The sequence below is a fragment of the Acidovorax sp. 69 genome, assembly GCF_002797445.1.
Lineage (GTDB): Bacteria > Pseudomonadota > Gammaproteobacteria > Burkholderiales > Burkholderiaceae_C > Acidovorax.
Window position 1 is genome coordinate 3,108,517 of sequence record NZ_PGEP01000001.1, and the last position, 13,255, is coordinate 3,121,771.

Sequence of the window (13,255 nt, forward strand, 5' to 3'; positions counted from 1 at the left end):
CAAGGCCTTAGCCTGTCTGCGCCGACGTCAGGCCTGTAGCTGTACCTGCGGCTGCGCGGTCAAACGGTAGCCTGCGCCACGCACGGTTTCCACCATGATGGACGCTGCGCCCAGAGCCTCCCGCAGACGCTTGACATGCACGTCCACCGTGCGCTCCTCGATAAAGACATGGTCACCCCATACCTTGTCAAGCAGCTGCGACCGGCTGTGCACGCGCTCGGCGTGTTTCATCAGAAAATGCAGGAGCTTGAATTCGGTCGGGCCCACCTTGAGGGGCTGCGCCTGAAACGACACGCGGTAGGTCGCAGCGTCCAGCACCAGCTCGCCAATGGTCACGCTGTCACTCACCTGCTCGGGTGCACGCCGGCGCAGCACCGCACGGATGCGGGCCAGCAGCTCCTGCGTGGAGAACGGCTTGGTGATGTAGTCGTCTGCGCCTGCATCCAGCCCAGCCACCTTGTCGGGCTCATCGCCACGCGCGGTGAGCATAAGGATGGGGATGGGCTTGGTGCGACTGTCGGCACGCCATTTACGGGCCAGCGACAGGCCGCTTTGCCCGGGCAGCATCCAGTCCAACAGGATGACATCGGGTAGCACGGCATCCAGCTCACGCTGGGCAGAATCACCGTCTTCTGCCCAAAAGGGCTGGAAGCCGTTATGGCGCAGATTGACCGCAATCAACTCGGCAATGGCGGGTTCGTCCTCCACGATGAGGACACGAGGGAGCTTTCTCATATAAACGCCGAAGCCCTTTTCTTACAGAACGGCTGACTCAATCTCGTCCAAGGCAGTGTGGCGCACATCCTTGCCCTTGACCAGATAGATGATCAGCTCGGCCACATTCTTGGAATGATCCCCGATGCGCTCGATGGCCTTGGCCAGGAACAGCAGGTCCAGGCTGGGCGAAATGGTGCGCGGGTCTTCCATCATGTAGGTAATGAGCTTGCGCACAAAGCCGTCGAACTCCTTGTCGATGAGGTCATCTTCCTTGAGAACCGCCACAGCCATTTTGGTGTCCAGGCGGGCAAACGCATCCAGCGCCTTGCGCAGCATGCCGGAGGCCAGCTCGGCGGCCACGCGCAGGTCGCTCGACGGCAGCGAGCGTGGCGCACCGCTTTCAATGATGGAGCGCACCATGCGCGCCATCTTGTTGGCCTCGTCACCCATGCGCTCCAGGTTGGCCGTGGCCTTGGAGAAGGCCAGCAGCAGGCGCAGGTCGCGCGCGGTGGGCTGGCGGCGGGCAATGATGGAGGACAGCTCCTGGTCGATCTCGACCTCCATTGCATTCACCCGGGTTTCCATCGAGGCCACGGTCTCCACGGCCTCCAGGCTGAATTGCGACAGGGCGTAGACCGCCTGGCGGATCTGCGACTCCACGAGTCCGCCCATCTCCATGACGCGGGCAGAGACGCTGTTGAGTTCGCTGTCGAACTGGGAGGAAAGATGTTTATCGGGCATCTGCTGTCTCCTTAGCCGAAACGGCCGGTAATGTAGTCTTCGGTTTCCTTGCGCTCAGGCTTGAAGAAGATCTGTTCGGTGGCACCAAACTCAATCATCTCGCCCAGGTACATATAGGCGGTGTAGTCGCTGCAACGGGCTGCCTGCTGCATGTTGTGGGTCACGATGGCGATCGTGTAGTCGTGCTTGAGTTCGTCGATCAGCTCTTCGATCTTGGCGGTGGACAGTGGGTCCAGCGCCGAAGTGGGTTCATCGAGCAGCAGCACCGATGGCTTCACTGCCACGCTGCGGGCGATACACAGGCGCTGCTGCTGGCCACCGGACAAGGAAAGACCGCTCTGGTGCAATTTGTCCTTCACCTCGGTCCACAGCGCCGCTTTGGAAAGCGCCCATTCCACGCGGTCATCCATTTCGCTCTTGCTGAGGGTCTCGTACAACTTCACGCCGAAGGCGATGTTGTCGTAGATGGACATCGGAAAAGGCGTGGGCTTCTGGAACACCATGCCAATACGAGCGCGCAGCAGGTTGATGTCCTGCTTGGCGTCCAGGATGTCCTGGCCATAGAAATTGATCGTGCCCTCGGCGCGCTGGCCAGGGTACAGGCTGTACATGCGGTTGAGCGTACGCAGCAAGGTCGATTTGCCACAACCGGATGGGCCAATGAAGGCCGTGACCTTGTGCTCGGCGATGTTCAGGCTCACGTTGCGCAGGCCCTGGAACTTGCCGTAGAAAAAACTCAGGTTGCGCAGTTCCAGCGCATTCTTGCTGGCGGTAGCGGTAGCAGTGGCGTTCATTGTCAAATCCTGAAATGGAGGCTGTCTTGTCGATGTCTGCAGCAGGGATTGCGGAGGGATCACACGCGGTTTTTCTCGCGCAGGAACACCCGCGCCACGACGTTGAGAATCAGCACCGACAACGTGATAAGCAGCGCCCCTCCCCAAGCCAGGCGCACCCAGTTCTCATAGGGACTCAAGGCAAACTGGAAGATCACCACAGGCAGGTTGGCCATGGGTGCATTCATGTTGGTGCTGAAGAACTGGTTGTTGAGCGCCGTGAACAACAGAGGCGCCGTTTCACCACTGATGCGGGCTACAGCCAGCAGCAGGCCGGTCATCACGCCGCTGCGTGCCGCACGCAGGGTGACCATCGTGGAAACTTTCCAGCGCGGAGCCCCGAGTGCGAAAGCGGCTTCACGCAGACTGCCAGGCACCAGGCGCAGCATGTTCTCAGTGGTACGCACGACCACTGGCACAGCGATCAGCGAGAGTGCCAGGCTACCAGCCCAGCCAGAGAAATTACCAACCGTAGCCACGGCGATGGCGTAGACAAACAAGCCCAAGACGATGGAGGGAGCCGACAGCATGATGTCGGTCACAAACCGGGTGAGTTCTGCGGTCTTGCTCTGGTCACCGTACTCCGCCAGATACACCCCCGCCAGCACCCCCACCGGGGTGGAAACCAGCACGGTAAAGCCCACCATCATCAAGCTGCCGACGATGGCGTTGGCCAGCCCTCCCCCCTCGGAGCCGGGTGCTGGCGTGGACTGGGTGAACATGTTCCAGTCAAGCGCCGCAAAGCCATTGGAGAGCAAGACGCTCAGGATCCAGAGCAGCACGAACAGACCCAGCACCATCGCACCCAGTGACAGGGTCAGACCAATGGCATTGGAGCGCTGGCGCTTTTTGTAAAGTTGTTGGTTGAATTCCATGGAGCTTGTCTCAAAAGAGGTTGTTCATGGTCAGGACGGACGCCTCAAAGGCCCTTGGCCTTTTCAGCGCGCAGCATCATGATCTTGGCAGCCGAAAGCACGACAAAAGTGATCACGAAGAGCAGGAAACCCAGAGCGAACAGCGTGGACAAATGGAAATCTGCCGCCTCACCAAACTCGTTGGCCAAGGTAGACGCAATGGAGGTGCCTGGCGAGAACAACGATGTCGGCAAACGGTTGGCATTGCCGATCACGAACGTGACCGCCATGGTCTCTCCCAGCGCACGGCCCAGGCCCAGCATGACCCCGCCAATGACGCCCTTTTGTGTGTATGGAAGGACCACGCGGCGCACCACCTCCCAAGTGGTGCAACCCAGGCCGTAGGCGGACTCGCGCAAGATGGGTGGAACGATCTCGAACACATCGCGCATCACAGCGGCTACAAAGGGCAGCACCATGAAGGCGAGCACGATGCCCGCTGCCAAGATGCCAAAGCCGTTGGTACTGCCACCAAACAAGAATCCCACCAAGGGCATGGAGCCCAGCAGCTTTTGCACCGGCACCTGAAAGTAGTCGGCAAACAGCGGTGCAAAAACGAACAAGCCGAACATGCCGTAAATGATGGACGGCACAGCCGCCAGCAACTCCACAGCGGTCCCCAGCGGGCGACGAAGCCACACGGGGCACGTTTCGGTCAGGAAAAGAGCGATGCCAAAAGCGAGCGGCACCGCGATCAGCAGCGCAATGCCCGCACTGGCCAAAGTGCCTGCAATGGCTATCGCAGCACCAAACTCTTCGTTAACGATATCCCACTCAACGCGCCAGACGAACTGAACGCCAAACTTGTGGAAAGCAGGCCAAGCGTAGATAAAGAGCGAGATGATGATGCCCAGCAACGCCGCCAGCACCAACAAGGAGAGACTCTGTGTCAACCGGTGGAAAAAGATGTCCTGCAGACGCTGCCGCCTGGCAATCGACACCATGGTTTTTGTGGGGACGTCCGTCGTCTTGACGGACACAGGTTGCGAACTCATGGTGGTTCCCACGCTCATGTTGACTCCCATCTGGCTTCTGGAGGCCCCACAAACCAGCACCCATCAGCCAGACCTGCCAGCCGATGGGGGGTATTTTGGGGCAAACGAACTTATTTTTTGATCTGCGACCAGACCTTGGAGCGGATATCGGCGGTCAGGCTGTCAGGCAGCGGCACATAGTCCAGATCCGCCGCCATGCCCTTGCCGCTCTTGAATGCCCATTCAAAGAACTTCAGCACTTCTGCTGACTGGGCCTTGTCCGCAGGATCCTTGTACATCAGGATGAAGGAAGCCGTGCTGACCGGCCAGCTTTCAGCCCCCTTGGCATTCACCATCGAGATGCCCATGCCTGGCACGCTGAACCAGTCAGCACTGGCAGCTGCGGCCGCAAAGGTCTTGTCATCAGGACTCACGTACTTGCCGTCTGCATTTTGCAGCTGCAGGAAGTTCATGTTGTTTTTCTTGACGTAGGCGTACTCGACGTAGCCGATGGCACCTTTCACACGGGTCACGTTGGCTGCAACACCTTCGTTGCCCTTGCCGCCGACAGACGAAGGAGCAGGCCACTTCACAGCGGCGCCCTTACCTACCGTGTCGGCCCATTCCTTGCTGACGGATGTCAGGTAGTCGGTCCAGTTAAAAGTGGTCCCAGAGCCGTCGGCGCGGTGCACGATGGTGATGTTCTGGTCAGGCAGAGTCTTGCCAGGGTTCAGGGACGCCAGCTTGGCATCATTCCACTTGGTGATTTTCCCCAGGTACATATCGGCCAGAACAGTACCGGTGACACGCAATTCACCCGGCTTGAATCCATCCAAGTTCACCACCGGTACGGTGCCACCGATGATCGCAGGGAACTGCACCATGCCGTCCTTTTCCAGATCGGCGCCGGAAACCGGTGCGTCCGTGGCGCCAAACACCACGGTCTTGGCGCGGATCTGACGAATGCCACCTGAAGAACCAATGGATTGATAGTTGAGACCTGTTCCCGTCTCTTTTTTGTAGGCTTCGGCCCACTTGGCGTACATGGGAAACGGGAAGGTTGCGCCTGCGCCGGTGATATCGGCAGCAAAAGCACTACCGACAGCCATGGAGGCCAGTGCTACGGCGACGGTTTTGAGAAATGTGCGCTTCATTATTCAGTACCTTTGGGCTAGTGTTATCAGGAACAGCATGAACTTTATGCCCTCAAGATGACAATTCAGTGACACAAAAACCAACCTTTGGACGATTGCCACAAACGCCATGACACAGCTTCGGGCGCCGTCATAAACCCGTCACAAGCCAGGCACACACTCCCAAAGTTGAACTCGCGTCCATCGCAACCTCATGCGGGGTCGCGGCCCAAATCCATCAGTTAGCGATAGCTCGCGGTACGATGCCTCACGAAGCTCCCACCAGAAAAACATGCAGAACGGCACACGCCTCGCCGCAGTCGACCTCGGCTCCAACAGCTTTCGCCTTGAAATTGGGCGCTACGAATTTGGTCACGTACAACGGGTGGAATACCTCAAAGAAACCGTGCGCCAAGGCAACGGGCTGGACGAGGATCGCAACCTGACCCAAGACGCCATGGAGCGGGGCTGGGCCTGTCTGGCGCGATTTGGCGAGCGGCTGGCCGGATTCCCTCGGGCCCAGGTCAGAGCCGTAGCCACACAAACCTTGCGAGAAGCCCGCAACCGCGATGATTTTTTGTCACGAGGGAGCGAGGTGCTGGGATACCCCATTGACGTGGTGTCTGGCCCAGAAGAAGCCCGCTTGATTTACCAGGGTGTGGCGCGTCTTTTACCGCAATCAGACGAGCGCCGGCTGGTGGTTGACATCGGGGGGCGCTCTACCGAGTTGATACTGGGCCAGCAGTTCACCCCGCATGCGGTGGCGTCGTTCCGTGTCGGCAGCGTCGCCTGGTCGCAACGCTACTTCGCCAACGGTGATTTCACCAACCAGGCCTTTCTGGCTGCAGAGATTGCGGCCAAGGCAGTGCTGGACGAAGCCCTGGCGACTTTCAGACCAGATGCTTGGGATGTTGCTTATGGCTCGTCAGGCACGGCAGGCGCCGTCGGAGATGTGCTTGCGGCGGCCGGGGGGCCCGAGGGACTTATCACCCGTGAAGGCTTGAACTGGCTGCATGACCGCGTCCTGCGCGCACAAAATGCCGACCGCCTTCGCATGGAGGGGCTGAAAGAAGAGCGGCGCGCGGTGATCGGGGGCGGTATCAGCGTGCTGCGCGCCATTTTTGATCTGCTGGAAATCAACGAGATGCAGGTGGCGCAGGGTGCCTTACGCCAGGGCGCCCTGTATGACCTGTTGGACCGCGAGCAGCCGGGAACCGACCTGCGCACCACCACTGTCAATGGACTCATGGAACGCTTTGGCGTGGATGTGGCGCATGCGGAGCAGGTTGCGCGCACAGCCTGCGCATTGTTTGACCAGGCCGCACCCAAAGACAGCGAGCGCGCATCACGCAAACTGGACTGGGCAGCCCGCCTGCATGAAATTGGCTGTCTCATATCGCACAGCGACTATCACCGCCATGGTGCCTATATCCTGGACAACACCGATGCAGCCGGCTTCGCTGTGCCAGAACTGCATCGTCTGGGGGTACTGGTGCAAGGGCAGCGAGGCAAGGTCCGAAAGCTCGGTGCGGATCTGGATGACCCGACTTTCGTGCTGCAACTGCTTAGCCTGCGGCTTGCCGTGGCCCTGTGCCACGCGCGGCGCGACCCGGATACCGCAGGCCTGCGGCTACAGCGTGAAGGCCAGCGCTTTTATGCGAGCGCCCGCCCCGGCTGGGGAGCCGCCTATCCGCAGTCCGCGCATCTTTTGCGAGAAGAAGCGCAGGCCTGGCAAAAAACGCCCTGGGAACTGGTCCTTGACCTGCCGTGAGCATTGGCAATAAACTATATAAACTGTTTATATCGTTTATCTGAAACTCAATGACTACCTCCACCACGGCGCCGAGCGCACCAACACCTTCCGCGACTGTTACTCCTGCAGCGCAACAAACCAAAGTGGCCAAGCCCACAAAAGTGGCCGCACCAACAACAACTTCGACCGCAAAGCCCGTAGCAAAGGGCGTGGTCAAGAAGGCACCTACCGCCAAAAAGACCGCCGAGCCAAAGACACCTAAAGCTGCAGCGCCTGCGCCGGTCAAAACCGCCAAGGACGCCAAGGCCAAGAAGCCTAAGCTGGTACGCGACAGCTTCACCATTCCCAAAGATGAGTATGCGGTGATCGAAACGCTCAAGCAGCGTGCAGCCACCCTGGCCCAACCCATCAAAAAGAGTGAACTGCTGCGTGCGGGTCTCAAGGTTTTGGCAGGTCTTTCCGACAGCGCTCTGCGCAGCGCATTGCAGGCCGTTCCCTCCATCAAGACAGGGCGCCCCAAGATCGAGACCGCCGCATTGACACCTACCGCCAAAGCCAGTGCCAAATCGGCCCGCAGCAAGTAAAACACTGCTATCTGAAGGGCGCATCGAGGCCGTTGCGTCCTTGTCCTCTCACACAGGGGGTTAGAGAAACTCGGGCGACTGCACAGTCAACAATACCGTCTGACTCTGGTCCATCCGATGGCGCTGGCGCAGCCACCACACAGCACCTTTTCGGACCGCACATTCAGCAGCCTTCAGCTCCAGCAAATGGGCAATGGTCTGCCCCAGCACAGGCTGGTGCCCGACAACAAGCACCGTACCTTTGGCGCGCGGCCACTGGGCCAACTCCAGCAAATCTTCGGCACTCCCACCGGGGAGCAGTTCCGCTCTGATCTTGAATCTGCGTCCCAGCGCATTGGCCGTCTGCTCGGTCCGCCGCGCGGGGCTGGCCAACACGCGCAGCCCTTCTGGCAACTGGCGATCCAGCCACGCCGCCATCCGTGCCGCCTGCTTCTCCCCCCGAGCAGTCAAGACCCGTGCCAGGTCGTCGCAGCCATCGGTGGCCTCTTCTGCTTCAGCGTGGCGCCACAGGATCAGGTCCATCATGCCGCCCCGGGCGCAAAGCGGGAGGTGGAGGAGACGGGACCATAGCGCACCATCAAGGCATTCTGCGCGCCCAGGCCATCTCCCGGGTGCGGCGCACGGTCGTAAGTGCCATGCGCATTCAGCGTCCAGGCATCCCTGTCATCGTGCAGATAGGCAACCAGACACTCGTCCACAATCTGCTGGCGCAGGCCGGGATCGGTCACGGGCCACGCCAACTCCACGCGGCGCATCATGTTCCGATTCATCCAATCGGCGCTGGAGAGATATAGATCCTCTTCGGCACCCATCCGAAAATAGAAAACACGGGTGTGCTCAAGGAAGCGGCCGATCACCGAGCGCACGCGGATGTTGTCCGTCACCCCAGGCACCTGAGCCGCCAACATGCAGGCACCGCGCACGATCAGGTCAATGCGGGCACCGCGTTGGCCCGCAAGGATCAAAGCACGTATCAACGACTCATCCGTGAGTGCATTCATCTTGGCGACAATCCGCGCGTCCTCACCACGGCTTGCAGCCAGTCCGACCTGTTCGATTTTTTCGATCATTCGACGATGCAGGTGAAAGGGCGCGAGCATGAGCTTGCGTAGCTTGGGCGGGCGGTTTTGGCTTGCAAGGTGATTGAACACCCCATCCATGTCAGCCGTGGTGTCCTCGTCAGCAGTGAGGTAGCTCAGGTCTGTGTAGAGCTTGGCTGTACGCACGTTGTAGTTGCCGGTGGACAGGTGCCCATAGCGCCGCAATTGCCGACCTTCTCTGCGCGTGACGAGCAACATCTTGGCATGCGTCTTCAGCCCCACCACGCCATACACCACCTGAGCACCAATCGATTCCAGAGCTTCGGCCCAGTTAATGTTGGCCTCTTCATCAAAGCGTGCTTTCAGCTCCACCACCGCCATGACTTCCTTGCCCCTACGCACCGCCTCGGTGAGCAAATCCATAAGTTCGGAGTCAGCACCGGTACGGTAAATGGTCTGCTTGATGACCAGCACTTGGGGGTCGTTCACGGCTTCTCGCAGGAAGGCCAGAAGACCATCGAAACTCTCGAAAGGCTGGTGGATCAACACGTCCCGCTGACGCAACTGCTCCATGATGGAGATCCCTGGCTGCAACTGCCGCGGCCATGAGGAACTCCAGGCGGGAAACAACAAGGCAGGGTCATTGACCAAGTCCACCAACTGGGTCAGGCGCACCAAGTTCACGGGCCCATGCACGCGATACAAAGCTGCCGTCGGCAAGCCAAACTGCTCCAGCAAAAAGTCCGACAGGAATCGGGAGCAACCGGCTGATACCTCCAGCCGTACAGCCTGACCATAGTGACGGTGCTGCAGCCCCTGCCTGAGTGCGGTACGCAGGTTGCGCACATCCTCCTCGTCCAACGCAAGATCGGAATGGCGAGTGACACGAAACTGAGAAAACTCGGTCACTTCGCGGCCCGGAAAGAGATCCTCCAAGTGCGCGCGAACGATGCTCGACAGGCTCACGAACAACGCTTCCCTGGGCGCCACCTTGGCAGGCATGCGAATCAGGCGCGGCAGCGCGCGCGGCACCTTCACGATGGCAATTTCGTTCTCCCGGCCAAAGGCATCGCGCCCTTTGAGACGAACGATGAAATTCAAGGATTTGTTGGCGACCTGGGGAAACGGATGCGCCGGGTCCAGCCCCACCGGGATCAGCAAGGGGCGGACTTCCCGCACAAAATAGTCGTGAACCCAGCGTTTTTGGTCAGGCGATCTATCTCCGTGGGCGACGATGCGGATGCCATGTTTGGCAAATGCAGGCACCAGCTCATCGTTGTACAGGGTGTATTGCCGCTCCACCAGGTCGTGGACCTTGGCAGAGAGCGCCTCGAACGAGCCCGTGGTGTAAAGCCCCTTGGTCTCCCCCTTCTTGGCAGCGGTGATATGGGGTGCCGCGCGCACCTCAAAGAACTCGTCGAGATTGGAAGAAACGATACACAGGTAGCGCAGACGCTCCAGCAAAGGAATGTCAGTGCGCACCGCCCAATCGAATACCCGCTCATTGAACGCCAGGATACTGTGGTCGCGGTCCAGAAACATAGGAAGCTGCGCGCCATGGATATGAGTCTCCGGCGCATAACCATTGTCATGCAATGAAGCTGGGGGTGCGTCGACAACAGCGTCTGAACGCTCGCGCTGCAAAGAAACAGTATCAGTAGGAAGCAAGGGCGACATGGATACGCAGACGCGGCAAGTGCAGGATGGCTCCAGTATTTAACGGCCAGATGACAAAGATGTGACAGTCTTTGTGACAGACACAGAGACTTCAGTGTCAGCAACGTGCGCGGGCACCAGGTACTGTTGAAACAACTGCGCGGCCTGCGCCCAGGTGAAATCCAATGCCCGGCTACGTGCCTCTGATCGCGTAACAGACAATGCCTCCTGGCTCGCTGTCAGCAAATTGTCATGCAGGACACCCCCTTGAGGAGGTCGCCCTGTGTGCGCACCCAACACCTCCATGGGACCATCAACCGGGAACGCCGCTACGGGGGTGCCACAGGCCATGGCCTCCAGCATGACAAGACCAAAGGTTTCTGAACGGCTGGGAAACACAAAAACATCGGCGGCTGCATATACCTGGGCCAGAGCCGCTCTATCCAGAATACCCAGCCAGCGTACCTGCGGGTACTTGGCCTTGAGCCGCGCCTCCAGGGGTCCCACGCCGCACACGACCTTGGTACCGGGCATGTCCAGGCGCAAAAAGGCCTCAACGTTCTTTTCGTAGGAAATGCGCCCCACGTACAAAGACACAGGATGGGCCAATGCACCGGTCAGCGGGCTCTGGCAAACTTCACCGTGGAACGGAAATGCCTGGGTGTCCACGCCATGGGTCCACTGGCGCAGGTTGCTAAAACCCCGTTGCTCCAGCATTTGAAGTACTCCGTGCGTGGGCACCATCACGCCAGACGAAGGCCGGTGGAAATGTCGAAACAATGCATATCCCCATGCCAAAGGGATGCGCAGCGCCGCGTAGAGAATTTCTGGAAATTTGGTATGAAATGCGGTCGTGAATGCCAGCCCTTGACGCAGGCAATAGCGACGCCCTGCCCACCCCAGGGGGCCCTCGGTGGCAAGGTGAATCGCATCCGGCTGCATGGCATCAAGCATTTTGGCCACCAATTGGCCCGGGCGCACCGCCAAGTCGATGCCGGCATAGCCGGGACAGGGCCGGGTGGCAAACTGTCCAGGGTGCACGACCAGCACTTCATGCCCCACCGACTCCAGCTCCCGCACCAGTTCCTGCAACGTAGTGACGACACCGTTCACCTGCGGCAACCAGGCGTCTGTCAGTAAAGCGATTTTCATACTACGACCTCGACTCTCGTGTTGGACATGCTGGGCGTGGACGAGGCGGGCCACTGGATAAGCTCCAGCCGGCCATCCAGGTGCTCGACCAGCGCAGTGTGGCTCTCCACCCAGTCGCCGTCGTTGCAATACAGCGTGTCACCAATCTCGCGCATTTCCGCACGATGAATGTGTCCGCACACCACCCCGTCATGACCGCGACGCCGCGCCTCCATGGCCACTGCCACCTCAAAGTCGGTCACATAGTTGAGCGCCTTTTTCACTTTGCCCTTGAGGTAAGCAGACAGTGACCAATATGGAAGCCCCATCCGAGCGCGCAGCGTGTTGAGATGTCGATTGAGCTTGAGCGTGAACTCGTACATGTTGTCGCCCAGGTAAGCAAGCCACTTGGCACACTGGATGACACCATCGAAATGGTCTCCATGCGTGACCCAGAGACTGCGTCCGTCGGCCGTGGTGTGTACGGCATCGGCCACGACCTCGATGCCTCCAAAAGAGTGGCCCACAAAGGCCCGGGCAAACTCGTCGTGGTTGCCGGGCACAAACACCACGCGACAGCCCTTGCGCGCACGGCGCAGCAGCTTTTGCACCACGTCGTTGTGCGCCTGTGGCCAAAACCACTTGCGGCGCAGCTGCCAACCATCCACGATGTCGCCCACCAGATACAAATGGTCGCTGGGATGGTGCTTGAGAAAGTCCAACAAGGCTGCGGCCTGGCAACCAGGCGTTCCCAGGTGCAGGTCTGAAATGAACACTGCGCGAAATCGGCGCTGCCCGCCCGCAGGAATATGCGCGTCTGCAGGGCCATCGTCCGGCCCTATGGACTCATGCAGCCAGGGACCGAATGCGTCGAACGCGGCGCGCATCAAGCCCCCAGGAAGTGCTTGCGGTAGCGGGGGTGCAGATCCGCCAAGCGCATCAGCATTGGCAGGTCTGCAGTATTGAAATCGGGGTCCCAGGCAGGGGCGCCCAGAACCCGGGCCCCCAGACGGAGGTACCCCTTGATCAAGGCGGGGGGATCCACAGCAATGGAACCATCCAGATGCTCCACCGGCAGCGGAAGACGCGGCAGCACGTGATATTCAATCGGCGCGAGGTGGGTTTTGCGCACCTGCTGCCAGATGCTGGCAGCAGCGTCGCCACTGACAACACCGTTGTGCAGCATCGGAATGCTGGCACAACCAATCATCGTGTCGAGCTGATTGCGCACCATGAAGTCAGCCAGGGCACTCCACAAGGCCATGATCACGCCGCCGTGGCGGTGATCGGGATGCACGCAGCTTCGGCCCAACTCCACCATACGGGGTCGCAAGGTGCGCAAGCGGGTCAGGTCAAACTCGGTATCACTGTAAGTGCCACCTACTCGTTTGGCTTGCGCGGGTGTGAGCACACGGTAAGTCCCAATGACTTGCTGGCTCTGGGCATCGCGCACCAGAAGGTGCTCACAGTAGTCGTCGAACAGGTCCACATCGTGGCCACGAATGGGGGTCGTCAATCGAGCGCCCATCTCTGCCGCGAAAACATCGAACCGCAGCCGTTGCGCCTCTCGGACTTCATCCAGATGCCTTGCCCACGCCACCTGGATGGCGCCGCGCTCCGGTGCGGGCACTGCCACACCGGACACAACGCCCGGGCGATGAGTGCCACCCACCACAATGGCATCGGATGAGGGGGTTAGCGTCAGGTTGGGCAACTCATTCATGGTGCAACGTCTCCTTCTGTGAGGACAGGTACGGCTGGATGCTCCAACCACTCGGG

The 13,255-nt window shown here is 59.8% G+C and carries 13 protein-coding genes; 2 read left to right on the forward strand and 11 right to left on the reverse strand.

The features are described 5' to 3' along the window. Positions 1–27 precede the first annotated feature (27 nt). The 6 genes from phoB to pstS form a co-directional block, all read right to left on the reverse strand. Entirely contained in the window at positions 28–735 is a 708-nt protein-coding gene (gene phoB / locus CLU85_RS14200; RefSeq protein ID WP_100410823.1) for a phosphate regulon transcriptional regulator PhoB, read from the reverse strand. 21 nt (positions 736–756) lie between these two features. Further along, positions 757–1,458, reverse strand: a complete 702-nt coding sequence (gene phoU / locus CLU85_RS14205) for a phosphate signaling complex protein PhoU (RefSeq protein ID WP_100410824.1) — start codon at positions 1,456–1,458, stop codon at positions 757–759. A gap of 11 nt (positions 1,459–1,469) precedes the next feature. Beyond that, positions 1,470–2,252, reverse strand: coding sequence for a phosphate ABC transporter ATP-binding protein PstB (gene pstB / locus CLU85_RS14210; protein WP_100410825.1), 783 nt, complete (start codon positions 2,250–2,252; stop codon positions 1,470–1,472). Between the two features lie 59 nt (positions 2,253–2,311). Continuing rightward, positions 2,312–3,166, reverse strand: coding sequence for a phosphate ABC transporter permease PstA (gene pstA, locus CLU85_RS14215; RefSeq protein WP_100410826.1), 855 nt, complete (start codon positions 3,164–3,166; stop codon positions 2,312–2,314). A 44-nt stretch (positions 3,167–3,210) separates the two neighbouring features. Beyond that, positions 3,211–4,200, reverse strand: coding sequence for a phosphate ABC transporter permease subunit PstC (gene pstC / locus CLU85_RS14220; protein WP_369858220.1), 990 nt, complete (start codon positions 4,198–4,200; stop codon positions 3,211–3,213). Positions 4,201–4,310: 110 nt separating this feature from the next. Further along, positions 4,311–5,333, reverse strand: coding sequence for a phosphate ABC transporter substrate-binding protein PstS (gene pstS, locus CLU85_RS14225; protein ID WP_100410828.1), 1,023 nt, complete (start codon positions 5,331–5,333; stop codon positions 4,311–4,313). A 271-nt stretch (positions 5,334–5,604) separates the two neighbouring features. On the opposite strand from pstS, the gene CLU85_RS14230 reads away from it, so the two are divergent. Together CLU85_RS14230 and CLU85_RS14235 are read left to right on the forward strand one after the other, a co-directional pair. Continuing rightward, entirely contained in the window at positions 5,605–7,083 is a 1,479-nt protein-coding gene (locus CLU85_RS14230; RefSeq protein ID WP_100410829.1) for a Ppx/GppA phosphatase family protein, read from the forward strand. A 125-nt stretch (positions 7,084–7,208) separates the two neighbouring features. After that, positions 7,209–7,649 (forward strand): hypothetical protein, encoded by a 441-nt coding sequence (locus CLU85_RS14235; RefSeq protein ID WP_369858221.1) that lies wholly within the window; start codon positions 7,209–7,211, stop codon positions 7,647–7,649. Positions 7,650–7,709: 60 nt separating this feature from the next. Here the strand turns inward: CLU85_RS14235 and CLU85_RS14240 are convergent, their stop codons facing one another. From CLU85_RS14240 to CLU85_RS14260, 5 genes are read right to left on the reverse strand one after another with little or no spacing between them, the layout of a single operon-like run. Further along, complete coding sequence (locus CLU85_RS14240) at positions 7,710–8,174, reverse strand: histidine phosphatase family protein (protein WP_100410831.1); 465 nt, start codon at positions 8,172–8,174, stop codon at positions 7,710–7,712. Then, entirely contained in the window at positions 8,171–10,366 is a 2,196-nt protein-coding gene (ppk1, locus tag CLU85_RS14245; protein ID WP_100410832.1) for a polyphosphate kinase 1, read from the reverse strand. Before ppk1 ends, CLU85_RS14240 begins: the two co-directional genes overlap by 4 nt. Positions 10,367–10,405: 39 nt before the next feature. Continuing rightward, the gene (locus tag CLU85_RS14250; RefSeq protein WP_100410833.1) at positions 10,406–11,497 is read right to left on the reverse strand and encodes a glycosyltransferase family 1 protein; all 1,092 of its coding nucleotides are present in this window, start codon (positions 11,495–11,497) and stop codon (positions 10,406–10,408) included. Further along, complete coding sequence (locus tag CLU85_RS14255) at positions 11,494–12,363, reverse strand: UDP-2,3-diacylglucosamine diphosphatase (RefSeq protein ID WP_100410834.1); 870 nt, start codon at positions 12,361–12,363, stop codon at positions 11,494–11,496. The genes CLU85_RS14250 and CLU85_RS14255 overlap by 4 nt, the downstream gene beginning before the upstream one ends. Beyond that, positions 12,363–13,199, reverse strand: coding sequence for a GNAT family N-acetyltransferase (locus CLU85_RS14260; RefSeq protein WP_100410835.1), 837 nt, complete (start codon positions 13,197–13,199; stop codon positions 12,363–12,365). Before CLU85_RS14260 ends, CLU85_RS14255 begins: the two co-directional genes overlap by 1 nt. Between the last annotated feature and the right edge of the window lie 56 nt (positions 13,200–13,255).

Bases quoted from the DNA above. Each gene is read 5' to 3' on its own strand.
- CLU85_RS14255 (WP_100410834.1), bottom strand. From the start codon at position 12,363: ATGCGCGCCGCGTTCGACGCATTCGGTCCCTGGCTGCATGAGTCCATA.
- pstS (WP_100410828.1), bottom strand. From the start codon at position 5,333: ATGAAGCGCACATTTCTCAAAACCGTCGCCGTAGCACTGGCCTCCATG.
- CLU85_RS14260 (WP_100410835.1), bottom strand. From the start codon at position 13,199: ATGAATGAGTTGCCCAACCTGACGCTAACCCCCTCATCCGATGCCATT.
- phoU (WP_100410824.1), bottom strand. From the start codon at position 1,458: ATGCCCGATAAACATCTTTCCTCCCAGTTCGACAGCGAACTCAACAGC.
- pstB (WP_100410825.1), bottom strand. From the start codon at position 2,252: ATGAACGCCACTGCTACCGCTACCGCCAGCAAGAATGCGCTGGAACTG.
- CLU85_RS14240 (WP_100410831.1), bottom strand. From the start codon at position 8,174: ATGATGGACCTGATCCTGTGGCGCCACGCTGAAGCAGAAGAGGCCACC.
- pstA (WP_100410826.1), bottom strand. From the start codon at position 3,166: ATGGAATTCAACCAACAACTTTACAAAAAGCGCCAGCGCTCCAATGCC.
- phoB (WP_100410823.1), bottom strand. From the start codon at position 735: ATGAGAAAGCTCCCTCGTGTCCTCATCGTGGAGGACGAACCCGCCATT.
- CLU85_RS14250 (WP_100410833.1), bottom strand. From the start codon at position 11,497: ATGAAAATCGCTTTACTGACAGACGCCTGGTTGCCGCAGGTGAACGGT.
- pstC (WP_369858220.1), bottom strand. From the start codon at position 4,200: ATGAGTTCGCAACCTGTGTCCGTCAAGACGACGGACGTCCCCACAAAA.
- ppk1 (WP_100410832.1), bottom strand. From the start codon at position 10,366: ATGTCGCCCTTGCTTCCTACTGATACTGTTTCTTTGCAGCGCGAGCGT.
- CLU85_RS14230 (WP_100410829.1), top strand. From the start codon at position 5,605: ATGCAGAACGGCACACGCCTCGCCGCAGTCGACCTCGGCTCCAACAGC.